General features: G+C 63.1%; 19 protein-coding genes and 1 tRNA gene. 13 read left to right on the forward strand and 7 right to left on the reverse strand.

The genetic code is table 11. The features are described 5' to 3' along the window. Positions 1 to 43: 43 nt before the first annotated feature. The 9 genes from ACROUL_RS18140 (at position 44) to lpdA (ending at position 10,850) form a co-directional block, all read left to right on the forward strand. The gene (locus ACROUL_RS18140; RefSeq protein ID WP_431300837.1) at positions 44 to 1,231 is read left to right on the forward strand and encodes a hypothetical protein; all 1,188 of its coding nucleotides are present in this window, start codon (positions 44 to 46) and stop codon (positions 1,229 to 1,231) included. Positions 1,232 to 1,415: 184 nt separating this feature from the next. Then, positions 1,416 to 2,609 carry an ADP-forming succinate--CoA ligase subunit beta gene (gene sucC / locus ACROUL_RS18145; RefSeq protein WP_431300838.1) on the forward strand — a complete coding sequence of 398 codons (1,194 nt, stop codon included), beginning with the start codon at positions 1,416 to 1,418 and terminating at the stop codon, positions 2,607 to 2,609. A 72-nt stretch (positions 2,610 to 2,681) separates the two neighbouring features. After that, a complete protein-coding gene (gene sucD, locus ACROUL_RS18150) occupies positions 2,682 to 3,566 on the forward strand; it encodes a succinate--CoA ligase subunit alpha (protein ID WP_431300839.1) in 885 nt (294 codons plus the stop codon). Between the two features lie 2 nt (positions 3,567 to 3,568). Continuing rightward, a complete protein-coding gene (locus ACROUL_RS18155) occupies positions 3,569 to 4,159 on the forward strand; it encodes a DUF805 domain-containing protein (protein ID WP_431300840.1) in 591 nt (196 codons plus the stop codon). After that, the gene (locus tag ACROUL_RS18160; RefSeq protein ID WP_431300841.1) at positions 4,156 to 7,119 is read left to right on the forward strand and encodes a 2-oxoglutarate dehydrogenase E1 component; all 2,964 of its coding nucleotides are present in this window, start codon (positions 4,156 to 4,158) and stop codon (positions 7,117 to 7,119) included. The genes ACROUL_RS18155 and ACROUL_RS18160 overlap by 4 nt, the downstream gene beginning before the upstream one ends. 11 nt (positions 7,120 to 7,130) lie before the next feature. Then, on the forward strand, positions 7,131 to 8,351 hold the full coding sequence (gene odhB, locus ACROUL_RS18165; RefSeq protein WP_431300842.1) for a 2-oxoglutarate dehydrogenase complex dihydrolipoyllysine-residue succinyltransferase: 1,221 nt from the start codon (positions 7,131 to 7,133) through the stop codon (positions 8,349 to 8,351). A 275-nt stretch (positions 8,352 to 8,626) separates the two neighbouring features. Next, positions 8,627 to 8,986 carry a DUF4440 domain-containing protein gene (locus ACROUL_RS18170; RefSeq protein ID WP_431300843.1) on the forward strand — a complete coding sequence of 120 codons (360 nt, stop codon included), beginning with the start codon at positions 8,627 to 8,629 and terminating at the stop codon, positions 8,984 to 8,986. Continuing rightward, the gene (locus tag ACROUL_RS18175) at positions 8,983 to 9,378 is read left to right on the forward strand and encodes an MAPEG family protein (protein WP_431300844.1); all 396 of its coding nucleotides are present in this window, start codon (positions 8,983 to 8,985) and stop codon (positions 9,376 to 9,378) included. Before ACROUL_RS18170 ends, ACROUL_RS18175 begins: the two co-directional genes overlap by 4 nt. Before the next feature lie 83 nt (positions 9,379 to 9,461). Further along, positions 9,462 to 10,850, forward strand: a complete 1,389-nt coding sequence (lpdA, locus tag ACROUL_RS18180) for a dihydrolipoyl dehydrogenase (RefSeq protein WP_431300845.1) — start codon at positions 9,462 to 9,464, stop codon at positions 10,848 to 10,850. Positions 10,851 to 10,859: 9 nt separating this feature from the next. Here the strand turns inward: lpdA and ACROUL_RS18185 are convergent, their stop codons facing one another. From ACROUL_RS18185 to ACROUL_RS18195, 3 genes are read right to left on the reverse strand one after another with little or no spacing between them, the layout of a single operon-like run. Continuing rightward, entirely contained in the window at positions 10,860 to 11,606 is a 747-nt protein-coding gene (locus tag ACROUL_RS18185; RefSeq protein ID WP_431300846.1) for a hypothetical protein, read from the reverse strand. Positions 11,607 to 11,647: 41 nt separating this feature from the next. Next, positions 11,648 to 12,298: a GntR family transcriptional regulator gene (locus ACROUL_RS18190; RefSeq protein ID WP_431300847.1), complete on the reverse strand. Its 651-nt coding sequence runs from the start codon at positions 12,296 to 12,298 to the stop codon at positions 11,648 to 11,650. Positions 12,299 to 12,330: 32 nt separating this feature from the next. Further along, positions 12,331 to 13,023: a M48 family metallopeptidase gene (locus tag ACROUL_RS18195; protein ID WP_431300848.1), complete on the reverse strand. Its 693-nt coding sequence runs from the start codon at positions 13,021 to 13,023 to the stop codon at positions 12,331 to 12,333. A 121-nt stretch (positions 13,024 to 13,144) separates the two neighbouring features. Between ACROUL_RS18195 and ACROUL_RS18200 the strand changes: the two genes are divergently transcribed. Then, the gene (locus tag ACROUL_RS18200) at positions 13,145 to 13,480 is read left to right on the forward strand and encodes a TIGR02300 family protein (RefSeq protein WP_305567257.1); all 336 of its coding nucleotides are present in this window, start codon (positions 13,145 to 13,147) and stop codon (positions 13,478 to 13,480) included. Between the two features lie 106 nt (positions 13,481 to 13,586). Beyond that, positions 13,587 to 13,662 (forward strand) — tRNA-Ala (locus ACROUL_RS18205). Between the two features lie 113 nt (positions 13,663 to 13,775). Here ACROUL_RS18205 and ACROUL_RS18210 read toward each other — a convergent pair. Next, the gene (locus tag ACROUL_RS18210) at positions 13,776 to 16,907 is read right to left on the reverse strand and encodes an efflux RND transporter permease subunit (protein ID WP_431300849.1); all 3,132 of its coding nucleotides are present in this window, start codon (positions 16,905 to 16,907) and stop codon (positions 13,776 to 13,778) included. Further along, positions 16,904 to 18,025, reverse strand: coding sequence for an efflux RND transporter periplasmic adaptor subunit (locus ACROUL_RS18215; RefSeq protein WP_431300850.1), 1,122 nt, complete (start codon positions 18,023 to 18,025; stop codon positions 16,904 to 16,906). Before ACROUL_RS18215 ends, ACROUL_RS18210 begins: the two co-directional genes overlap by 4 nt. Positions 18,026 to 18,365: 340 nt before the next feature. Between ACROUL_RS18215 and ACROUL_RS18220 the strand changes: the two genes are divergently transcribed. Then, on the forward strand, positions 18,366 to 19,718 hold the full coding sequence (locus ACROUL_RS18220; RefSeq protein WP_431300851.1) for a DEAD/DEAH box helicase: 1,353 nt from the start codon (positions 18,366 to 18,368) through the stop codon (positions 19,716 to 19,718). A 24-nt stretch (positions 19,719 to 19,742) separates the two neighbouring features. Here the strand turns inward: ACROUL_RS18220 and ACROUL_RS18225 are convergent, their stop codons facing one another. Next, positions 19,743 to 20,195 carry a hypothetical protein gene (locus ACROUL_RS18225; protein ID WP_305567275.1) on the reverse strand — a complete coding sequence of 151 codons (453 nt, stop codon included), beginning with the start codon at positions 20,193 to 20,195 and terminating at the stop codon, positions 19,743 to 19,745. Between the two features lie 310 nt (positions 20,196 to 20,505). Here ACROUL_RS18225 and ACROUL_RS18230 point away from each other — a divergent pair, with 310 nt between their 5' ends. Then, positions 20,506 to 21,084 (forward strand): thymidine kinase, encoded by a 579-nt coding sequence (locus ACROUL_RS18230; protein ID WP_431300852.1) that lies wholly within the window; start codon positions 20,506 to 20,508, stop codon positions 21,082 to 21,084. Here ACROUL_RS18230 and ACROUL_RS18235 read toward each other — a convergent pair. Next, a complete protein-coding gene (locus ACROUL_RS18235; RefSeq protein ID WP_431300853.1) occupies positions 21,036 to 22,001 on the reverse strand; it encodes a DMT family transporter in 966 nt (321 codons plus the stop codon). The two genes, ACROUL_RS18230 and ACROUL_RS18235, sit on opposite strands and share 49 nt — an antisense overlap. Positions 22,002 to 22,146: the final 145 nt, after the last annotated feature.

Raw genomic sequence — 22,146 nt, forward strand, 5'->3', positions numbered from 1 at the left:
TCAAGGTCTGACACTGGCGTAACCCAGAAGTAGGAGCATCCCGATGCGTGCCGCCCTCCTCGCCCTCTGCCTCCTCGCCTCACCCGCCCTCGCCGACCGCTCTGCCCTCTCGATCGAGCTTGGCGCGACCGGCCTCAAGGCGACCGAGTCCCGCCTTGCCGCCCTCACCACGCCACAGCCGGAAGACCTCTTTGCCCTCGCCGGCATCCGTTTCCTCTCCGGCGTCGAAAGCGCGCTCCAGTTGCGCTGGCAGACAGGCCTGCGCGCCGACTGGTCGGAACTGCCGATCCTGCGCCTTCCGATTGCGGAAAACCCCGACGCCCGCCCCTTCGAGGCCCGCGACTTCACTACCCTCGTCACCGATCTCGACGCCCGGATGGAATCCTCCCGCTCCGCCCTCACGCAACTAGGCGAGCAGCCTTTCGCGCTCCAGATCGCGCTCTCGGACCTCTGGTTCGACATCAACATGAACGCCGTCCGCGACGAGGGCGAAGACGTGGCAACTGTCGCAGGCATCACCCTCGGCGGTGCGGGGCGCATCACTGTGGCCGAAGACCCGGTCATCACCTTCGACACCGCCGATGCCGCATGGCTTTCGGCCTACACCCACTTCCTCTCCGGCTTCAGCACGCTCACGCTTGCCTACAACCCTGAACCCGCGATCCAGCGCGTTCTCGACAGTGCCGAAAAGATCTACGCGCTCTGGGGCGACACCCCGCCGACCAATGCGCTCGACATGATGTTCGGCCGTCAGGCCGACCGCGCCGCGATGGTTCTCCACGCCCTAGCCCAGACTCCGGACCCCGCCCTTACCCGCAAGGCGCACGGTCATTTCCTCGCGATGATCACGGAAAACCGGCGCTTCTGGTCCCTCGTGGATACCGAGACCGACAACTCCGGCGAATGGGTGCCGAACGACCGCCAAACCTCCGTGCTTGGCATCGTCATGCCCCCCGGCACTGGCGAGCGGTGGCAAGCGGTGCTGGCAGACGCCGAGAAACTCCTCACCGGCGACCTTCTGATCCCGCATTGGCGCTTTGGGGCCGAGGCTGGCATCAACTTGCGCAAGATGTTCGAAAACCCCGTGCCGCTGGATTTGGTCACGGTCATTCAGGGCGAAGGTCTGCTGCCTTTTGCCGAAAAGGGTTCGCGCGCCAGCCCCTTCGCCTGGAACGAATTTACCCGCCTTGTCGAAGGCGACGCGATGCTTTTTGCACTCTTTCTCAACTGATCCGAATCAGTCGGGCAGCGGCTTGTGATCACTGGACGGATTTTTGTGATCACACATTTGAAGCCTGTGATCACAACCTCGCGTTTTTTCCGCCTTCTGGCGCTAACAGTCGGCAATCACTGTAGGAACCCCGGGAAAACCGTGCCATCACCCTGTCCAGATCATTTGCGTCAGGACGGATCCAATGAACATTCACGAATACCAGGCCAAGGCTCTGTTGCGCAGCTATGGCATTCCGGTGTCCGACGGGCGCGTGGTGCTGCGGGCCGAAGAAGCCAAGACCGCCGCCGGCGAACTTGACGGGCCGCTCTGGGTGGTGAAATCGCAGATCCACGCCGGTGGTCGCGGCAAGGGCCATTTCAAGGAACCCGAGGCTGGCGAAAAGGGCGGCGTCCGTCTGGCCCGCAGCGTCGGCGAGGCCGCCGAATTTGCCCGGCAGATGCTGGGCCGCACCCTTGTCACAGTCCAGACCGGCCCGGCGGGCAAGCAGGTGAACCGGATCTACATAGAAGACGGCTCCGACATCGAAAAGGAATTCTACCTCGCCATCCTGATCGACCGGCAGTCCAGCCGCATCTCCATCGTCGCCTCCACCGAAGGCGGCATGTCGATCGAGGATGTGGCCCACGACACGCCCGAAAAGATCCACACCTTCACCATCGACCCCGCCACCGGAATGCAGGATTTCCACGGCCGCCGCGTCGCCTTTGCGCTTGGCCTGTCGGGCCAGCAAGTCAAACAGTGCGTCGGCATCGTGAAGAACCTCTACCGGATGTTCGTCGACAAGGACATGGACATGCTGGAGATCAACCCCTTCTGCGTGTTGAAGGACGGCAGCCTGAAACTCCTCGACGCCAAGATGGGCTTCGACGGCAACGCGATCTACCGCCACCCCGACATCGCCGCCCTGCGCGATGAGACCGAGGAAGACCCGAAGGAACTCGCCGCGTCCAAATTCGACTTGAACTACATCGCGCTTGATGGCGAGATCGGCTGCATGGTCAACGGCGCGGGCCTTGCGATGGCCACGATGGACATCATCAAACTTTACGGGGCCGAGCCTGCCAACTTCCTCGACGTCGGCGGAGGCGCCACCAAGGAAAAGGTCACCGAGGCCTTCAAGATCATCACTTCGGACCCGCAGGTGAAGGGCATCCTCGTCAACATCTTCGGCGGCATCATGCGCTGCGACATCATCGCCGAGGGCGTGATCGCGGCCGTGAAGGAAGTCGGCCTCAAGGTCCCGCTGGTCGTCCGCCTCGAAGGCACCAACGTCGAACTTGGCAAGGACATCATCCGCAAATCCGGCCTTAACGTGATCGCAGCAGATGACCTGAAAGATGGCGCCGAAAAGATCGTCAAGGCCGTCAAAGGATAAACCGTAGGGCGGGACGTCCCGCCTTTCGACCATCAATTGGCGGGGTAAACCTCGCCCTACGGAGAAGATGAAATGTCCGTCCTCGTTCACAAGAATACCCGCGTCATCTGCCAGGGCTTCACCGGCAGCCAAGGCACCTTCCACTCCGAACAGGCCATCGCCTACGGCACGAAGATGGTCGGCGGTGTCACGCCCGGCAAAGGCGGCACCGAACACCTCGGCCTTCCTGTCTTTGACTCTGTCCACGACGCCGTCGCGAAAACCGGCGCCGACGCGACTGCAATCTACGTGCCGCCACCCTTCGCTGCCGACAGCATCCTCGAGGCGATCGACGCCGAGGTCCCGCTGATCGTCTGCATAACCGAAGGCATCCCGGTCCTTGACATGATGAAGGTCAAACGCGCCCTCATCAACTCCAAGTCCCGGCTGATCGGGCCGAACTGCCCCGGCGTGATGACCCCCGGTGAGTGCAAGATCGGCATCATGCCGGGCAGCATCTTCTCGCGCGGGTCAGTCGGCGTCGTCTCCCGCTCCGGCACCCTGACTTACGAGGCCGTGAAACAGACCACCGACGTCGGCCTCGGCCAATCTTCCGCCGTTGGTATCGGCGGCGACCCGATCAAGGGATCGGAACACATCGACATCCTCGAGATGTTCCTCGCCGATCCCGACACCCACTCGATCATCATGATCGGCGAAATCGGCGGCAGCGCCGAAGAAGACGCCGCCCAGTTCCTCGCCTCGGAAAAGAAAAAGGGCCGCTGGAAGCCAACCGCCGGCTTCATCGCCGGCCGCACCGCCCCTCCCGGCCGCCGCATGGGCCATGCCGGTGCCATCGTGGCCGGCGGCAAGGGCGACGCGGGCTCCAAGATCGAGGCGATGAAATCTGCCGGGATCGTGGTGGCCGACAGCCCTGCTGGACTCGGTGAAGCCGTGCTGCAGGCGATCAAGGGGTAAGCATGGGGATCGGCCAGGCGATCATGTCGGGATACAGGAACTGCGCCGATTTTTCGGGCAGGACAGGCGTGGACGAATACTGGCACTTTGCGCGCTTTACTCAAGTCGCAACCTTTGGTTTGGGTCTTTGCATCGCCTACGTCACGGTTCGCTCCCAGTCGCAGTGGATGCAGTCGATGGCCAGCCTGTCGGAAGGCGGGACCGTTGCGCTGGAAAAGCCGTCCCTCGCCCGCATCGCGCTTATCGGTACGCTGGCAGTGCTTGCCGTCAGCGTGCCGCTCTGGTCCTGCGCGGTCCGCCGCCTGCACGACACCGGGCGCTCCGCGTGGCACTACGTCGGCCCGCCGCTCGTTGCCCTGTCACTCCTTGCACTCGCTTACGCAGCCTTCGTTCCGCCGGGCGTCTCTCCCGTGCAGGCGCTCGCCGTCCTCTTCACGCCGATCTGGCTCTACGAACCGCGCCTTCTTCTTGGCTTCGTCGCCTTCGCCGTCCTGACGATTTGGATGCGCTCCAGCCTTCACCGGAAACTGCGTGAACCCTCCCAGCCCGGCCCCAATCCTTACGGCCCCCCTCCTTCCGAGGTACCCCAATGACCGACCAATCCCCCACCGCCGCCTTCACCGCTTCGTCCTTTCTTGACGGGGCAAACGCCGACTACGTCGACCAGCTTCAGGCCCGCTACGCCACCGACCCCGCGTCGGTCGATGCGCAATGGGCCGAGTTCTTCCGCGCCCTCGGCGACTCTGAGATCGACGCCAAGCGCGCGGCGTCCGGCCCCAGCTGGGCGCGCACCGATTGGCCGCCGCAGCCGGTGGATGACCTGACCGCCGCCCTGACCGGCGAATGGGCAACGCCGCCCGCGCCCAAGGATGCCAAGGCCGCCGGGCAGAAGATCGCAGCCAAGGCCACCGAACAGGGTGTCCAGCTGACCGAAGAACAGATCCAGCGCGCGGTCCTCGACAGTATCCGCGCCATCATGATCATCCGCGCCTACCGGATCCGCGGCCACCTTGCCGCCGACCTTGACCCCCTCGGCCTGACCGACACCAAGCACCACCCCGAGCTTGACCCCGCCTCCTACGGCTTTACCGAAGCCGACATGGACCGCCCGATCTTCATCGACAACGTGCTGGGCCTGACCCACGCCTCGATGCGAGAAATCATCGACATCGTCCGCCGCACCTACTGCGGCACCTTCGCGCTGCAATACATGCACATCTCCGATCCCGAACAGGCCGCGTGGTTGAAGGAACGGATCGAAGGCTACGGCAAGGAAATCCAGTTCACCCGCGAGGGCCGCAAGGCCATCCTCAACAAACTGGTCGAGGCGGAGGGCTATGAAAAATTCCTCCACGTGAAATACATGGGCACCAAGCGGTTCGGCCTTGATGGCGGCGAAAGCCTGATCCCGGCGATGGAGCAGATCATCAAGCGCGGCGGTGCGCTTGGGGTGCGCGAAATCGTCATCGGCATGCCGCACCGGGGCCGCCTGTCGGTCCTCGCCAACGTGATGATGAAGCCCTACCGCGCAATCTTCCACGAATTTCAGGGCGGCAGCTACAAGCCCGACGAAGTTGATGGCTCCGGCGACGTGAAATACCACCTCGGCGCCTCCAGCGACCGCGATTTCGACGGCAACATCGTCCACCTCAGCCTTACCGCGAACCCGTCGCACCTTGAGGCGGTGAACCCTGTCGTCCTCGGCAAGGTCCGCGCCAAGCAAGACCAGAACAACGACCCCGAGCGGACCTCGGTGCTGCCGATCCTGCTGCACGGTGACGCGGCCTTCGCAGGCCAAGGCGTCGTTGCGGAATGCTTCGGCCTTTCGGGCCTGCGCGGTCACCGCACCGGCGGCACCATCCACATCATCGTCAACAACCAGATCGGCTTCACCACCGCGCCGTCCTTCAGCCGTTCGTCGCCCTACCCGACCGACATCGCGCTGATGGTCGAAGCGCCGATCTTCCACGTCAACGGCGACGACCCCGAGGCCGTGGTCCACGCCGCCCGCGTCGCCACCGAATACCGCCAGAAGTTCCACAAGGACGTGGTGCTCGACATCTTCTGCTATCGCCGCTTCGGTCACAACGAAGGCGACGAGCCGATGTTCACCAACCCGGCGATGTACACCCGCATTAGGAAGCAAAAGACCACGCTCCAGCTTTACACCGAACGTCTGGTCAAGGACGGCCTGATCCCGGAAGGCGAGATCGAAGACATGAAGGCCTCCTTCCAGGCCCGCCTGAACGAGGAATTCGAGGTCGGCAAGAACTTCAAGCCGAACAAGGCCGACTGGCTCGATGGCCGCTGGAAAAACCTCGCCACCAAGGATCTGAACAACTACCAGCGCGGCGAAACCTGGATCAAGGCCGAAACCCTGGCCGAAATCGGAACCGCGCTAACCCGCGTGCCGGAAGGCTTTGATCTGCACAAGACCGTGGCCCGCCAGCTTGAAGCCAAGAAAGAGATGTTCGCGTCTGGCAAGGGCTTCGACTGGGCCACTGCGGAGGCACTGGCCTTCGGGTCCCTCGTCACCGAGGGCTTCCCGGTCCGCCTTTCTGGTCAGGACGCCACGCGCGGCACCTTCAGCCAGCGCCACTCCGCCTTCGTCGACCAGACCACCGAAGAACGGCATTACCCGCTGAACCACATCCGGCCCGGACAGGCCCGATATGAAGTGATCGACTCCATGCTGTCGGAGTATGCCGTCCTCGGCTTCGAATACGGCTACTCGCTGTCCGAACCGAACGCGCTGGTGATGTGGGAGGCGCAGTTCGGCGATTTCGCCAACGGCGCGCAGATCATGTTCGACCAGTTCATCAACTCGGGCGAAAGCAAATGGCTGCGCATGTCAGGCCTCGTCTGTCTGCTGCCGCACGGGTTTGAAGGTCAGGGGCCGGAACATTCCTCCGCTCGTCTGGAACGCTTCCTGCAAAACTCGGCCGAGGATAACTGGATCGTCGCAAACTGCTCGACCCCGGCCAACTACTTCCACATCCTGCGCCGCCAGTTGCACCGCACCTACCGCAAGCCGCTCATCCTGATGACGCCGAAATCGCTTCTGCGCCACCCGATGTGCATCTCGACCGCGGAAGATTTCACCGACGGCTCCACCTTCCACCGCGTCCTCTGGGATGACGCACAGAAGGGCAACTCCGCCACGAAGCTCAAGGCCGACACCAAGATCAAGCGCGTCGTCATGTGCTCCGGAAAGGTCTACTTTGACCTTCTGGCAGAACGCGACGCGCGCGGCATCGACGACATCTACCTCCTCCGCATCGAGCAGCTTTACCCCGTCCCGACCCTGTCGCTGACGCAGGAACTGGGCCGCTTCCCCAACGCCGAGATTGTCTGGTGCCAGGAAGAACCGAAGAACCAGGGTGCATGGTCCTTCATCGAACCGGAACTCGAAGCGGTTCTGACCAAGGCGCGCGGCACCGCTACCCGCGCCCGCTACGCCGGTCGCAACCCAAGCGCCTCGCCCGCAACCGGCCTCGCATCCCGTCACAAGTATGAACAAGCAGCCCTCGTCAACGACGCGCTGACGATCTGAGGAGAATGAGAATGACCGACGTAATGGTGCCCGCCCTCGGGGAATCCGTGTCCGAAGCCACCGTATCGACCTGGTTCAAGAAACCCGGCGATGCGGTGAAGCAGGACGAAATGCTGTGCGAACTTGAAACCGACAAGGTCTCGGTCGAGGTGCCCTCGCCCGTCACCGGTGTGCTGACCGAAATCATCGCGCCCGAAGGCACGACCGTCGCCGCCAACGCCCGCCTCGCCATCGTGACCGAGGGTGCCACAGCCGCAGCGCCGGCCAAGGCGGCACCGGCGCCAGAACCGGCGCCGGCACCAGCACCAGCACTGGCGGCAAAATCAGTGGAAGATGCCCCCGCCGCCAAAAAGGCGATGGCCGAGGCGAACCTAACCCCCGATCAGGTGCAAGGGACCGGCCGCGATGGCCGCATCATGAAGGAAGACGTCGCCCGCACCGTCGCCGGGGCCGCTGGCGCCGCAGCCGCTGCCGCAGCCCCTGCACCCGCGCCTGCCGCCCTCCCCCGCGCCCCCGTCCCCGCCGACGATGCCGCGCGCGAGGAACGCGTCAAGATGACCCGCCTCCGCGCCACCATCGCGCGGCGCCTGAAAGACGCACAGAACACCGCCGCCATGCTGACCACCTACAACGAGGTCGACATGTCCGGCATCATGTCCTTGCGCAACGACTACAAGGATGCGTTCGAGAAAAAGCACGGCGTCAAGCTTGGCTTCATGTCCTTCTTCGTCAAGGCATGCACCCACGCCCTGAAGGAAGTGCCCGAGGTCAACGCCGAGATCGACGGTCAGGACGTGGTCTACAAGAACTACGTCCACATGGGCGTCGCCGTCGGTACCCCCTCGGGCCTCGTCGTCCCGGTGGTGCGCGACGCCGACCAGATGGGCTTTGCACAGATCGAAAAGAAGATCGCTGAACTGGGGCTTCGCGCCCGTGACGGCAAACTCAGCATGGCCGAAATGCAGGGCGGCTCCTTCACCATCTCGAACGGCGGCGTCTACGGCTCGCTGATGTCCTCCCCCATCCTCAACCCGCCGCAGTCCGGCATCCTCGGCATGCACAAGATCCAGGACCGCCCCGTCGTGGTGAACGGCCAGATCGTCATCCGCCCGATGATGTACCTTGCCCTCAGCTACGACCACCGCATCGTTGACGGCAAAGGTGCCGTGACCTTCCTCGTGCGGGTGAAGGAAGCGCTGGAAGACCCGCGTCGGTTGTTGATGGATTTGTGAGGGGGCATTTCGCACAGTGGCCTCTACCGGACGCGCGCCGAGTGAAGGCGCCTCTGGGACAGGTCCAATACGGCGGCTGACGCACATTATCCTGTTCGTCCCGCCGCCGAACCCGCCCCCCCGCCCCCTTCCCCGCGAAGAGGAAGGGGAGGCGCTCGTTGACTTCCGTCGCGGCCCCGACCAGCCTTCAGAACCGCACTGACCCTAGGGCCGCAACCCGATCACCGTCCCAGCTGCCAGCCCCTGACTCCCACGTCACCGCGAAAGCCCACCCCATGACCCCCGCCTCCCTCCCCACCCTCGAAAACGCTCTCTGGCAAGCCGCCACCACCTACGACCGCGCCACAATGGAGCGCACCTTCGCCCCCGACTTCATCGAGTTCGGTCGCAACGGCACCTTCTACACGCGGGAGGTCATGCTGGCCGCCCCGAACGCCGCGCAGGACGTGAGGGCGGTACTCCACGACATCGTGGTCCGGCCCCTCTCCGACACCATCGCCCTCGTCACCTACGTCTCCGAGGTCCGTTACCCCTCCGGCACGGAATGGAGCAACCGGTCCTCCATCTGGGACGCTTCCAACGGCGACTGGCAAGTCCGGTTCCACCAGGGCACTCCCTGCGAGGCGCGGACATGACGCCCGAACTCACCGTCCTTGCCCTCGCGGGCCTTCTGCAAGCCGCACAATACGTCGTGTTCGCACTTCCCGCAAACCTGGAGCTTGGCACCCGCTACACTGCCGGCCCGCGCGACCAAGCGCCGGAACGGCCACTTTCGCCCGTCACGGGCAGGTTGCAACGCGCGCTCAACAACCATTTCGAGGGGTTGATCCTGTTCACCCTCGCCGTGGTCGTCGTGACCCTCGGCAACCAGTCGACACCGCTTACCCAGACCGCCGCCTGGACCTACCTCGTCGCCCGCGTCCTCTACATCCCAGCCTACGCCCTCGGCTGGCAGCCGTGGCGCTCGGCGATCTGGGCTGTCGGCTTTTTCGCGACCGTCACCATGTTGGTGGCGGCCCTTTTCTGACCCCGGCGCTGGCAAAACTGCCAGACGCTTGCCATACACTTGCCATACGCTTGGCAGACCGCAAGAACCGAAGGATTTGACCGATGGCAGACTTTGACGTAATCTATATCGGTGCCGGCCCCGGCGGCTATGTGTCCGCCATCCGCGCGGCCCAGCTTGGCCTCAAGGTTGCCGTCGTCGAAGGGCGCGAAACGCTTGGCGGCACCTGCCTGAACGTAGGCTGCATCCCCTCAAAGGCGCTTTTGCACGCCACCCACCTTCTTCACGAAACCCATGAAAACTTTGAGAAAATGGGGCTGATGGGCACGGCCCCCACCGTCGATTGGGCCAGGATGCTTGGTTACAAGGACGATGTGATCGGCCAGAACACCAAGGGTATCGAGTTCCTGTTCAAGAAGAACAAGATCACCTGGCTGAAAGGCTGGGGCACAATCCCTGCGGCAGGCCAGGTTAAGGTCGGTGACGAGGTTCACAACGCCAAAAACATCGTGATTGCAACGGGTTCCGAGGCATCAAGCCTCTCCGGGCTCACTGTTGACGAAAAGACCATCGTCACCTCCACCGGTGCGCTGACACTGGGCAATATCCCGAAAACGATGGTCGTGATCGGCGCAGGTGTCATCGGGCTGGAAATGGGCTCCGTCTACGCCCGCCTCGGCACGCAGGTGACCGTGGTCGAATACCTCGACGCGATCACCCCCGGCATGGATGCCGAGGTTGCCAAGACCTTCCAGCGTATCCTTTCAAAACAAGGGCTTAAGTTCGTTCTCGGCGCCGCCGTGCAGGGGGCAACCACCGACAAGAAAGGCGCGACAGTCACCTGGAAACTGCGAAAGAACGACACCGAAGCCAGCCTTGAGGCCGAAGTCGTTCTCGTCGCCACCGGGCGCAAACCCTACACCGCCGGCCTCGGTCTGGAGGCGCTTGGCGTCGAAATGCTGCCCCGCGGTCAGATCAAGACCAACGACCATTTCCAGACCAATATCAAAGGCATCTTCGCTATCGGCGACGCAATCGTCGGCCCGATGCTGGCCCACAAGGCCGAGGATGAGGGCATGGCCGTTGCGGAAATCCTCGCTGGCAAGCACGGTCACGTTAACTACGGGGTAATCCCTGGCGTGATATACACCACGCCGGAAGTGGCAACCGTGGGCAAAACCGAAGAGCAGTTGAAAGACGCAGGCGTCGCCTACAAGGCGGGCAAGTTCCCCTTCATGGGCAACGCACGAGCGAAGGCAGTGTTTCAGGGCGAAGGCTTCGTCAAGATCCTCACCGATGCCGCGACCGACCGCATCCTGGGCGCCCATATCATCGGCCCGATGGCTGGCGACCTGATCCACGAGATCTGCGTCGCGATGGAATTTGGTGCTTCGGCGCAGGATCTGGCGCTGACCTGTCACGCGCATCCGACCTTCAGCGAAGCCGTCCGAGAGGCCGCGCTCGCCTGTGGCGACGGGCCGATCCACGCCTGATACCGACTTTCAGGTCGACACAAGCTGCGGCTGGATGGCAAGGCTGGGGTCGATGCTGGCCGCCTTCCACTGCGGAAACCCGGCCTGCTCGCACTCCAGCGCGCTGGCCAACTCAAAGCTGTCGAAAAACCGTTCCGCCCCGAACGCTTCCAACGTTACATCTTGATATTGCCTGATTATATTTTCGTAGTTGTCGGCCAGAACCTTGTTACCGGGGGACAGGCCAGTGACGCAGACCAGCCCTGTCGGGCGACAATCAAGAACCGTGAGTGTCAAATCGGGCCGATAGGCCTGCAAGATCGGGATCAACTTCCAGACATCGCCGGTCCAGGCCCGTTGCGGCAGATTTGCAAGGTCACGGGTCGTCATCTCGTAGCTGAACGGCACGCAGTCATGCAGCATGATCACACCTTCGGCGTCGCTCTGCGCTTCGGTATTGATGAAGTCGCGCAGAAGGAATTCGAAAAGGTGCATCCCGTCCAGAAAGCTTGTCGACAGCTTTATGCGGTTGTTGGCCAGAAACCCGGACGCAAAAAAATCGTCGCTGGTTTGCTGCGCGATGTGCAGGGCAGGCTTCTTGCCGATGATGTTGATCTCGGCCCGGAAAAACGGATCGACGCCTATCGTCTTGCTGCGAACCGGCGCCAGCGATTCCCCGGTGCGGCAGCCGATCTCAAGGTACCAGTCGAACAGATGCGCAGAGTGCAACCGGCGTAGAAACCGGTGGTAATGCAGACCAGATGCACGCTTGAACATGCCGTTTCCTTACCAACTACGCCCTTTGCGGCGATCTACGACTACCCGGCGAGGTGGCGCAACCCTTGTGTCACGTCGGTGCGAACCGCCAGCCTAAGACCAGGCTCGTCGCCGGCTTTCAGGGCTGCCAGAATCATCCTGTGATGCTGCGGCGGTTCGCGTCGCTTCAACCGGGCGTAGACTGTCCGCATGGTCGGCCCCAGCTGCAACCAGACCGTTTCGCACATCGCCAGCATGGCCGGTGTCTGGGCGCGAAGGTAAAGCGTCCGGTGGAATTCAAGGTTGGTGCGGACATAGCCCACGGCGTCCTGTTTCACCGCCGCCTCGGCGTTCGCCATATTGATGGCACTCAGCCGTTCGATCAGCGCGAAATGCGCCCGGGGCAAGGCTCGCGCTGCCATTTCCGGCTCCAACAAGGCCCGGATCGCCGCCAATTCCTCGATCCGCTCGGGTGATAGCTCAGGGGTCGAGATGCGACCGGAGGACGACAGCGTCAGCGCCCCTTCCGCCACCAGCCGCCGTACAGCCTCGCGCGCGGGGGTCATCGACACCCCATAGCTGCGCCCCAGCCCCCGCAGCGTCATCGACTGCCCCGGATCAAGCTCTCCGTGCATCACCTGTTGGCGCAACGACCGATACAGCCGTTCGTGGGCAGCGGCGTTGGGATCGGTCGGGCGCGGTGTAATCGACATGGCGGCGAGGGAAACACCCGGCCCGGCCCGGGTCAATCCCCGAAGCGAAAGCGGTGCAGTGACTGGCCCTGATCGTGCAGCCATTGCCGTTCCCGCTTCCAGTTCGGGCACAGTTGCAGAACCACGTCCCAGAAGGCTGCGGAGTGATTCATCTGCACCAGATGCGCCGCCTCATGCGCGGCCACGTAATCCAGGACGGATGGCGGCGCCATGATCAGGCGCCACGAATACATCAGAGCACCATCCGGGCTGCACGAACCCCAGCGCGACCGCGTGTCACGCAGTGTCAGGCGCGTGTAGCGGCGCTGCAGCGTGCCGGCATGGCGGGCCGATGCCTCTGCCAGCCGGTCACGGGCCAGCACCTTCAGCCATGCCCCTACCCGTGCAGCGGCCTGTTCCGGGGCGCCCGGCACGTGCAAGATGCCTTCAGCTTCCCGGATCACGCGTCCACTTCCCGACGCCAGCATCAGGGACCGCCCCTCAACCGGCAGCGAGGCGCCAAGGCGCACCGGAACAGAGGCGGACTCGGGCATCGCGGCCAAGCTTTCGCGAAGCCACGCTTCCTGACCGCGCAGAAACTCCAGCGCCTCCGTCTCACGCGCGCGCAACGGGATCGAGAGGGTCACCTTCCCATCCAGCCGCGATACCCGCAGCGAGAATCGTCGGCTTCGACCCGAGCGCTTCATGTGAACCTCGACCGGTAGAACGCCTGTCAGAACCGCCATGCACCCCCCTTGAATCTGCAAGAAGCCATACCGAGATTTGGCCTTGGACGAAAGCCTTTGACAGTCGCCGCCGCCTGTGGCAAGCGACTGCCTTCTCAAGTCAGCCTGTAAAGGGATCACCATGCCCAAGCAAGAATGGGGCACGAAGCGTATCTGCCCGACGACCGGCAAGCGTTTCTACGACCTGAACCGTTCTCCGATTGTCAGCCCGTATACGGGCGAAGTCGTCGACATCGAATCCGTCCGTCGCAAGATGGCCGCAGCCGTGATCTCGCGCGTTGTGCCGGAGAAGGACGACGACGTGCTGGTCGACGATCTGGAAGCCGATGACGACATCCTCGCCGGCGCTGTCACCGAAGACGCCGAGCTGGATGACGATCTCTTGGAAGACGACGCCGACGACAACGTTTCGCTCGATGATCTGGCGGACGTTGCAGGCGACGAAGAAGAGGTCTGAGGGGCCGTCGCGGGGCGGGCAGCAGGAATGAAAAATCCGCTTGCAGCCCCCCGCGACCTACCCTAAACACCCGGCATCGCGGCGGCAACGGCGCGAGTTCTCCGGTGGGGTCATAGCTCAGATGGGAGAGCGCTTGAATGGCATTCAAGAGGTCGGGAGTTCGATCCTCCCTGGCTCCACCAAAGAGAAACTGAAAAAGGGACGGCTCACGCCGTCCCTTTTCATTTGTGCGATGCGGGGGGGGGCGGTGGCGGCTTTGCCTTGCCATTCCCGCACCTGAACACGCCGCTGGGGCCTATTCGGCAGGGTGCCCACCGAGGCGGCCCCGCGATGCTTTCCACGCCCGGCGCTTGGCGCGCTGCCAGAACCACGGGCGCGGATTGTCGTCCGAGGTGACCAGCATCAGAAGTGACGGGATAACGATCAGCGTCAGCACCGTTGCAAAGGCCAAGCCGAAGACGATCGCGCTGGACAGTGAAATCCACCACTGCGTCGATGGCGCACCGAACGTGGTTTCGTGGTGCAGAAGTTCGAGGTTCAGACCGAAGGCGATCGGCAAGACCCCAAGAATGGCCGTCAGCGCCGTCAGCACCACTGGGCGGGCCCGCTCCCGGCAGGTTGCCAGGATCGCCTCGATCTTGGGCCGCCCTTCGCGCCGCAGCGTGTCGTAGGTGTCGATCAGGACGATGTTGTTGTTCACCACCACCCCCGCCAAGGCGATGATCCCGATGCCGGTCATCACGATGCCGAACGGCTGCGCCATCACCAGCAGTCCCAGCAAGACACCAATCGTTGACATGATCACCGCTGACAGCACCAGCCAGACCGAGGTGAAGCGGTTGAACTGCGCCAGAAGCACCACGAAGATCAGGAAGATCGCTGCCCCGAAGGCTTTCGACAGAAAAGCGCCGGCCTCGGCCTGCTCTGCATCCTCGCCCGCCAGTTTCCAGCGCACCCCGACCTTGTCGAGACCGGCCTTCGCCAATTCCGCTTCGATCGCTGCCCGCACCGGGTCGGCTTGCACGCCTTCGCGAATACCCGCCTGAACCGTCACCGTGCGCTCGCCGTCCAGCCGGTTCAACGTGCCGGTCGTGGGCACCGCAACCCGCGTCACGAAGTTCGAGATCGGCACCGAGCCGGCCGCTGTCTGAATGCGCAACTGGTCAAGTGCGGAAATCGTACGCTGTTCGGATGGCAGGCGCAGCACGATATCCACCGCGTCATCCGACCCGGCAGGCCGGTAATCCGAAAGCTTCAGGCCGCCGGTGACAAGTTGCACCATTGCCCCGACCGTGCTGGGCGCGATCCCAAAGCGGGCCGCTTCGGCGCGATCGACCTGCAGTTCCCAGTCGACGCCGGGAGGCGGCAAGCCATTGCTGACGTCGATGACGTCGGGCATCTCCTTCAGGCGTTCCGCAACTGCCTTGGCCACGTCATTCAGCCCGGCCGGATTGGCGGCGGACAGCTGGATCTGGATCGCCTTGCCTGTGGGCGGGCCTGCCTGGGGCACCGAGACTTCGATATCCACGCCGGGGATACCCGTCATCGCACCACGCAGGTCGGCCAGAATCGCGTTCGCGTTCTTGCGTTCGCGCCAATCGACGAATTCGTACTGGATAACGCCAATCACATCCGCAGCAACCTCGTTGCCCGCGCCACCGGCGGCACCAGACCGGGTGTAGACAGTGGCAATTCCCGGCCAGCCCAGAATGCGCTTCTCGGCCTGCCTGACCAGAACATCCTTTTCTTCGATCGAAAGGTTGCCGCGGGCCTTCACATACAGCAGGCCGAACTCCGGTTCGACGTTGGGAAAAAATTCCACGCCCTTGCCGAATTTCACATAGGCATAGGGCACCGTGCCAAGCAGCCCAAGCGCCAGAAACAGCACGATCACCGGATGCCGGACGGCCTTGCCGACCACCCACATATACGGCCCGTCGCGGTGTTGCGGCGGGTGCTTGAATGGCTTGGCCAATAGCGCGCCAAGGGTCGGCACGAAGATCAGCGCATAGACAAGCGACGCGGACAGCGTGACGATCAGCGTGATCGGCATGTATTTCATGAACTCGCCCACGACACCAGGCCAGAACAGCAGCGGCGAGAACGCAGCGATCCGCGTCAGAGTCGCTGCAGTGACCGGGCCCGCCATGCGGTGCGATGCCATCGCAAAGGCGTCGCGCTTGTCCATACCCTCGGACATGCGCCGTTCGGCAAATTCGGTGACGATGATCGCGTCGTCGACCAGCATCCCCACCGCAAGGATCAGAGAGAACAGCACCACGATGTTGACCGTGTATCCCGCCAGCGACAGCGCCAGCATCCCCATCAGGAATGAGGCTGGGATCGCCAGCCCGATCAGCAGCGAGGCCCGCATCGAGAGCGCAAAAAGGATCACGATGAACACAAGGATCACCGCCGTCAGCACCGAATTCTGCAGGTCAGACAGAAGCTGCCTGATGTCTTTAGACTTGTCCTGACTGAAGGTGACGATCGTACCCTCTGGCAATTGCGACCGGAACTCCTCGGTGACCGCCTTGACCTCGTCGACGGTGGCGATCAGGTTCGCACCGGTCCGCTTTGACACTTCGATCGCAACAGCGGCCGCGCCGTTCAGTCGGGTGATGGTCTTGGGGTCCTTGTAGGTCGGACGGATCGAGGCGATGTCGCGGACCCGCACGATGGCCGATCCGGTGGAGATGACAGGAAGATTCGCCACATCTTCGGCGGTTTCGATCAGGGCAGGAACCTTGATCGCATAACGACCCTCCTGGCCTTCGAGTGACCCAGCGGCCACCAACTGGTTGCCCGAGGTGAAGCCCTGGATCAGCACGTCAGGGCGCAGGCCGTAGGTAGCAAGTTTCGCCGGGTCCACCACGACTTCGACCAGATCGTCGCGCACGCCCTGAAGGCTTGCATCCAGAACGCCGGTCAACTCCTCGATCTTGTCGCGCAGCTCGCGGCCGGTCTTTGCCAGAACTGTTTCCGGCACATCGCCCGAAAGGGTGATCACCAGAACCGGGAATTCCGAGATGTTCACCTCATTGACGGACGGCTCGTCAGCACCTGCCGGCAATTCGGGGCGGGCCTGCGCCACCTTGTTGCGCACGTCATCCAGGGCCTTGTTCAGGTCTGCACCAGCCTGAAACTCGATCACGACATTGCCGCCGCCCTGATAGGCCGTGGCGGTCATCTTCTTGATGCCGGTAATGGATTTCAGCGCGGTTTCCATCGGCCGCAAGAGCAGCCGCTCGGAGTCTTCGGGTGAAATTCCCGCATAACCCATGCTGACATAAAGGATCGGGATCTGGACGTCCGGCTCGGCCTCCTTGGGGATGCTGACATAGGCCAGCGCCCCTGCAAGCATCAGAAACAGAAGGATCGAGACCGTCAGCCTCGCGTTTGCAATGGCGGTTTCGACGATTTTCATTGGTCAACCCCGTCAATCGCTGCGATCTCGACGGGGTCGCCGTCCTGCACAAGGTCCTGACCGGCCACGATGATCTTTACGCCTTCGGGGACACCGGTGACAACCAGCCCGTCCTCGGTGTCGTCAATGATCGAAATCGGGGCAAACGCGGCAAGGCCGTCGGCGCCGACCACGCGAAGGCCAAGTTCGCCCGTCTCGGCCAGCGTGATGATCGAGCGTGGCACCGTGACTGCACGTTGCGGATCGGCGCTCAGTTCCACCTCGGCGCTCATCCCGGACGGAATCGCATTGCCGGGGTTGGACAGCAGGATTTCCACCGGGAAGGTCCGCGTTTCGGCCGATGCCTCGCGTGAGACGATGCGAACCGTGCCCTCCAGCCTCTCGCCGTTCACCAGCGTGACCGAGGCCGGCGACCCGGGGGCGACGCTGCCCACGTCAACTTCGCTGACCTCGGCCCGCACCAGGATCGGGTCCAGCGATAGGATTGTCGCAACCGGCGTGCCGGTCTGCACCCATTCGCCAAGTTCGACCTCGACCGAATCCACGACGCCGGCAAAAGGCGCCTTGAGTTGCAGCCGGTCCATCGCCGCATTGGCGCGGTTAAGTTCCGCCGCCGCCGCGTCGCGCGCGGAGCGGGCGCTTGTCAGCTGGATCTCGGGGGTATTGCCGCCTGAAAACAGGCGCTCGGCAACTGCGAGCTCACGTTCGCGCTGATCAAGCGCGATCTGCGCGATCTCGGCCTGGGCGAGGGTTTCGGGGCCTTCCAGAGTCAGGACAACAGCCCCCTGCGCGACCGAGGCACCCTTTTCCATCGCAAGCTTGTCAATCACGCCATCCGCGCGGGCGGCCAGGTCGACCCGCTTGTCTGCAGCGGTCGTTCCCGACAGCCGGATGATCCTTGCGTGATTGGCAAAGACCGGCTCCATCACCGCAACCGTCCGTACCAACGGTGCGGGGGCTGGCGCTTCTGCCGCCGCTTCGCCGGTCTGCACCCCGCCATCCGACGCTTCGGATTGCGCGCTTCCAACGGCGGAAAACTTGCCCGTCGCAATCCAGCCAGCGGCAACCACCAGAACCACCAACGCCGCGATGCGATGAAATTTTGGAAAAGCTGACACTCTGATATTCCTATTGAAAAGCTGGCCCATGCAGTCCGCCACGACGCAACCCACGGTGGTCAAGTCGGGCGACACCCGCTGCGTCCTGAGCGGCAACGTTTACCCTCAGATGCAAAGCACGTCCAGTCGCCCGTGCTGGGGTCTAGGCACGGGATAGCCGCTTCAGGCTTGACAGATGCCGCCAAAAACCCCATGTGCACCCAATCCGAAGCCCGTGCCGCGTGAGCACCGAAAGGCCCGGACACAGGTTTCCTCCATCACGCAGGGGCGCCGCTAGCGGCACGGTCACGGGCAATCGCTCGGGGCGAGGGTCGCTTGCCCTTACGTACTGGACAAAACCATGACCACTTTTGCTGACCTCGGCCTTTCGCCCAAACTGCTGAAGGCCCTTGAAAAGACCAACCTCAAGCTGCCGACGCCGATCCAGGCGCAGGCCATCCCGCACATCATGCAGGGCCGCGACCTGATGGGCCTTGCCCAGACAGGAACCGGCAAGACCGCTGCCTTCGGTCTGCCCCTGCTGCACCGGCTTCTGGACCTTGGCCACCCGCCGGGGCCGAAGAACGTTCGTGCCCTGATCCTCGCGCCGACCCGTGAACTGATCGGTCAGATCAAGGACAACCTCGAAGTTTTTACCAAGGGGACCGCCGTCAAGGTCACGATGGTCGTTGGAGGCGCGTCGCTGTTCAAGCAGGCGCAGGCGTTGTCCAAGGGCACCGATGTGCTGGTCGCGACGCCGGGGCGTCTGATCGACCTTCTGGAACGCGGGGACGTCAGCCTTGAAAAGTGCGGCTATCTCGTTCTGGACGAGGCTGACCACATGCTCGACATGGGATTCATCCACTCGTTGCGGAAGATCGCAAAGCACATCCCGCTGAAGCGCCAAACAATGTTGTTTTCGGCAACTATGCCCAAGGACATCTCGGAAATCGCCGACACCTATCTGCGCGACCCGATCCGCGTGCAGGTCGCTCCTCCGGGCAAGCCGATCGAAAAGATTGTCCAAGGCGTGCATTACATCCCGAACGGCGACAAGGCACGCTTGCTGGAAACCTACCTACGGCAGCATGTCGGCGAGCAGGCGCTGGTCTTTGGCCGTACCAAGCACGGCTCGGAAAAGCTGTGCAAGCTGCTGGCGACATGGGGCTTCAAGGTCGGCTCGATCCACGGCAACAAAAGCCAGAACCAGCGCGACCGGACGCTGAGCGAATTCCGCGGCGGCGAACTTGATGTGCTGGTGGCGACCGATGTCGCAGCGCGCGGCATCGACATTCCGACGGTTCGGCACGTCTACAACTTCGACCTGCCCAACGTGGCAGAAAACTACGTTCACCGTATCGGGCGCACCGCCCGTGCAGGCGCGGAAGGGACGGCCGTCGCATTTTGCGCCCCGGCTGAAATGGACGAACTGCAGGCAATCGAAAAGCTGTTGAAGAAGCCCATTCCGGTTCTGGGCGGGGCGCCCTGGGCTGCCGATATGGTCGCTGCGGCCCCGAAGCCCGGCCAGAACCGCGGCCAGCGGCCCGCAAACAAGGGCGGGCAGAAACCCGGTGCCAAGCCCCCGGCAAAAGGCGCTGGTGGCCGTCCCGGCAACCCGGCACACAGGACCGCTCCGCCAAAGCCTGCCGGCGGCACCTTTGCGCCACGCAGGCCGGATGCGAACAAGGCCGGGGCAACACGCCGCCCCGGCTGATACCGATCAGGGCGCGCCGTCTTCTCAGGGGGCCCCGTCTTCCAGGTTAAGCTTCATGTCCAGCAGCACCTGCTGGATGGCCAGCGTCTCGCGCAGCAGGCGCTTGGCTTCGTTGACGGAAATCACGCCGTCGCCGATGGCCTGGTTGTATTCGGACATCAGGATGGCAAAGCGCTGTGCAAGTGCCACGACATCCTGATTGACCCCCTTCGAGGCCGCATTCCTGCGTTCAGCATCATACGACAGCGTGATGCCACGCAGATCGGCCAATGCCGAGGTCACATGCGGGTGGCGCGCGGCCCCTTCCAGTAGGGCGACCACGTCGATCGGCATGAAGCGGTCGCCGTGTTCTTCGTTGTCCGAATAGTACCGACCGATCGTCGCCTTGGATTTGCCCGTCAGTTCGCAAGCCGCCTCGACGCCCACATCCTTGACCAACGCCTCGGTGTGCTTCTTCAGGTAAGTCGCAATCGACATGTTTGCTCCACTGTCCCAACGGCAAGCGGTGGGGAAATCGCTACGATTTTTCCCATTAATGGGGTCGCAAGGCTTTGTCATTGATAAACACGTTCCGAGTGTTCGGAACTGTCACGAGTAGCCGATGTCCCCAGCATCGGCATGGGTGGGGACCCGCCGTCACGTCGCTTTCACTTTGGGCGGCAACGGCGGGACTCCGTCGTTCGGCGGCGGGTCTTCGTGACCAAGTACTGCGCGGTGCAGTTAGCCTCGCCCCTGCGATCCTCTATCTTGCGCCCGGACCGTTTGTTACGCTAGGCGTATCCTCGACATGGCGAAGCTTTACTTCCATTTTTCGACGATGAACGCAGGCAAGTCGACCTTGCTGCTTCAGGCATCCCACAACTACCGGGAACGCGGGATGGCGACATATCTGATCACCGCGCAGTTCGACAACCGCGCAGGCGAAGGCCGCATCGCAAGCCGCATCGGAATTGGCGAACCTGCCGATACTTTTGCACCGTCCGATGATCTTTACGCCCGGCTCAAGTCACGGTTCGCGGCCGGTCCGGTCGCTTGCGTGTTCATCGATGAAGCGCAGTTCCTGACCAAGGAACAGGTATGGCAACTGGCGTGTGCGGTGGACGATCTGGGTGTGCCGGTCATGTGCTACGGGCTGCGGGTCGACTTTCAGGGCAATCTGTTTCCCGGTTCGGCAGCCTTGCTGGCTTGGGCTGACGAGATGCGCGAGGTGCGCACTATCTGCCATTGCGGCAAGAAGGCCACCATGGTCATCCGCCGCGGCCCCGACGGCAAGGCGCTGAAAGAGGGCGATCAGGTCGTGATCGGCGGAAACGAGACTTATGTGTCGCTTTGCCGCCGCCATTGGCGAGAAGCGGTCGAGGGCTGACGCGAAACCAGCGCTCCGGCCAAGGCGATCATCGCCATGCCGACAATCGCCGTCGCTGTCAGCGTTTCGTTCCACAGCAGCCACCCCCACGCCGCCGAGCAGGGCAGGATCACGTATTCGAACACCGAGACGCGCGAAGCTTCGGCAAGTTGATAAGCCTTGATGATCAATCCAACCCCCAGCAGCGAACCGGACGCCTGAACGAACGTCCACCACAGGAACGTGGCATCGGGCCAGGCCGCACCGCGCAGGATGAAACCGTCGGCCCCTTCGGCTGCGACGACCGGCAAGAATGCCAGCACGGCCATTCCGACCAAACCGAACACGCCGAGAACGACAAAGAATCCCGCAAGCATGGTTTCCGCAGTTTCGTCGGCGCACATTTCCCGAGTGGCGATGTTGCCGACGGCGTAAAGCGCACCGGACAGGACGGGCAGCACCGCAGCAAGCGTGGCTCCGGCAAGCGCGGACGGGCCCAGCACCAGCACGACGCCAAGAAATCCGACGGCTACGGCAAATACCTGCAACAGACCGATCTGGCGGCCAAGTGTGAACCGCTGGATCAAGAGCACGAAGATCGGCGCGGTGAACAGACCCGCCGCGACCTGTGCCACCGGAAGAAACGCCAACGCCCCGAAGTAGATCAGCATTGCACAGCCATGCGTGATCGACCGGAACGCTACCGCGCCAAGGCTTTTCGGGCGAAGCCGCATGCCAAGGCCAAACGCCAGCACCGCCAACAGGACCAGCGCCATTGCAGACCGTGTTGCGTGGAACTGCCAAAGCCCGAAATCTTCGGCGATCACCCGCACATAGTTGTCGGTGAAACCGATGATCATCGCATACCCAAGAACCGCAGCAGCGGCCGCCAGCGTTCGGTTCTGGGTGGCGCCGTTCGTGATGGATGTGTCGGTCATGCCTTACGACTAAGGCTAGCGCGTCCACGGCTCGCGCCTGATTGCGACGCGTACCGCGAGATTTGAACGAATCCGCCAAGCTGGCAGGCCATTCGGGCGCAGGCGATTGTGGCTCCACGACGCAAGGGCTATGGTTCGCCGAAAC

The organism is Tabrizicola sp. BL-A-41-H6 (genome assembly GCF_050632395.1).
Taxonomy (GTDB): Bacteria; Pseudomonadota; Alphaproteobacteria; order Rhodobacterales; family Rhodobacteraceae; genus JAUYQR01.

Excerpts from the sequence above, each read along its gene's own strand:
- ACROUL_RS18225 (WP_305567275.1), bottom strand. The coding sequence starts at position 20,195 with ATGTCGATTGCGACTTACCTGAAGAAGCACACCGAGGCGTTGGTCAAG.
- ACROUL_RS18220 (WP_431300851.1), top strand. The coding sequence starts at position 18,366 with ATGACCACTTTTGCTGACCTCGGCCTTTCGCCCAAACTGCTGAAGGCC.
- ACROUL_RS18190 (WP_431300847.1), bottom strand. The coding sequence starts at position 12,298 with ATGTCGATTACACCGCGCCCGACCGATCCCAACGCCGCTGCCCACGAA.
- odhB (WP_431300842.1), top strand. The coding sequence starts at position 7,131 with ATGACCGACGTAATGGTGCCCGCCCTCGGGGAATCCGTGTCCGAAGCC.
- ACROUL_RS18155 (WP_431300840.1), top strand. The coding sequence starts at position 3,569 with ATGGGGATCGGCCAGGCGATCATGTCGGGATACAGGAACTGCGCCGAT.
- sucC (WP_431300838.1), top strand. The coding sequence starts at position 1,416 with ATGAACATTCACGAATACCAGGCCAAGGCTCTGTTGCGCAGCTATGGC.
- sucD (WP_431300839.1), top strand. The coding sequence starts at position 2,682 with ATGTCCGTCCTCGTTCACAAGAATACCCGCGTCATCTGCCAGGGCTTC.
- ACROUL_RS18175 (WP_431300844.1), top strand. The coding sequence starts at position 8,983 with ATGACGCCCGAACTCACCGTCCTTGCCCTCGCGGGCCTTCTGCAAGCC.
- ACROUL_RS18140 (WP_431300837.1), top strand. The coding sequence starts at position 44 with ATGCGTGCCGCCCTCCTCGCCCTCTGCCTCCTCGCCTCACCCGCCCTC.
- ACROUL_RS18230 (WP_431300852.1), top strand. The coding sequence starts at position 20,506 with ATGGCGAAGCTTTACTTCCATTTTTCGACGATGAACGCAGGCAAGTCG.
- ACROUL_RS18235 (WP_431300853.1), bottom strand. The coding sequence starts at position 22,001 with ATGACCGACACATCCATCACGAACGGCGCCACCCAGAACCGAACGCTG.
- ACROUL_RS18195 (WP_431300848.1), bottom strand. The coding sequence starts at position 13,023 with ATGGCGGTTCTGACAGGCGTTCTACCGGTCGAGGTTCACATGAAGCGC.
- ACROUL_RS18185 (WP_431300846.1), bottom strand. The coding sequence starts at position 11,606 with ATGTTCAAGCGTGCATCTGGTCTGCATTACCACCGGTTTCTACGCCGG.
- ACROUL_RS18210 (WP_431300849.1), bottom strand. The coding sequence starts at position 16,907 with ATGAAAATCGTCGAAACCGCCATTGCAAACGCGAGGCTGACGGTCTCG.
- lpdA (WP_431300845.1), top strand. The coding sequence starts at position 9,462 with ATGGCAGACTTTGACGTAATCTATATCGGTGCCGGCCCCGGCGGCTAT.
- ACROUL_RS18200 (WP_305567257.1), top strand. The coding sequence starts at position 13,145 with ATGCCCAAGCAAGAATGGGGCACGAAGCGTATCTGCCCGACGACCGGC.
- ACROUL_RS18170 (WP_431300843.1), top strand. The coding sequence starts at position 8,627 with ATGACCCCCGCCTCCCTCCCCACCCTCGAAAACGCTCTCTGGCAAGCC.
- ACROUL_RS18160 (WP_431300841.1), top strand. The coding sequence starts at position 4,156 with ATGACCGACCAATCCCCCACCGCCGCCTTCACCGCTTCGTCCTTTCTT.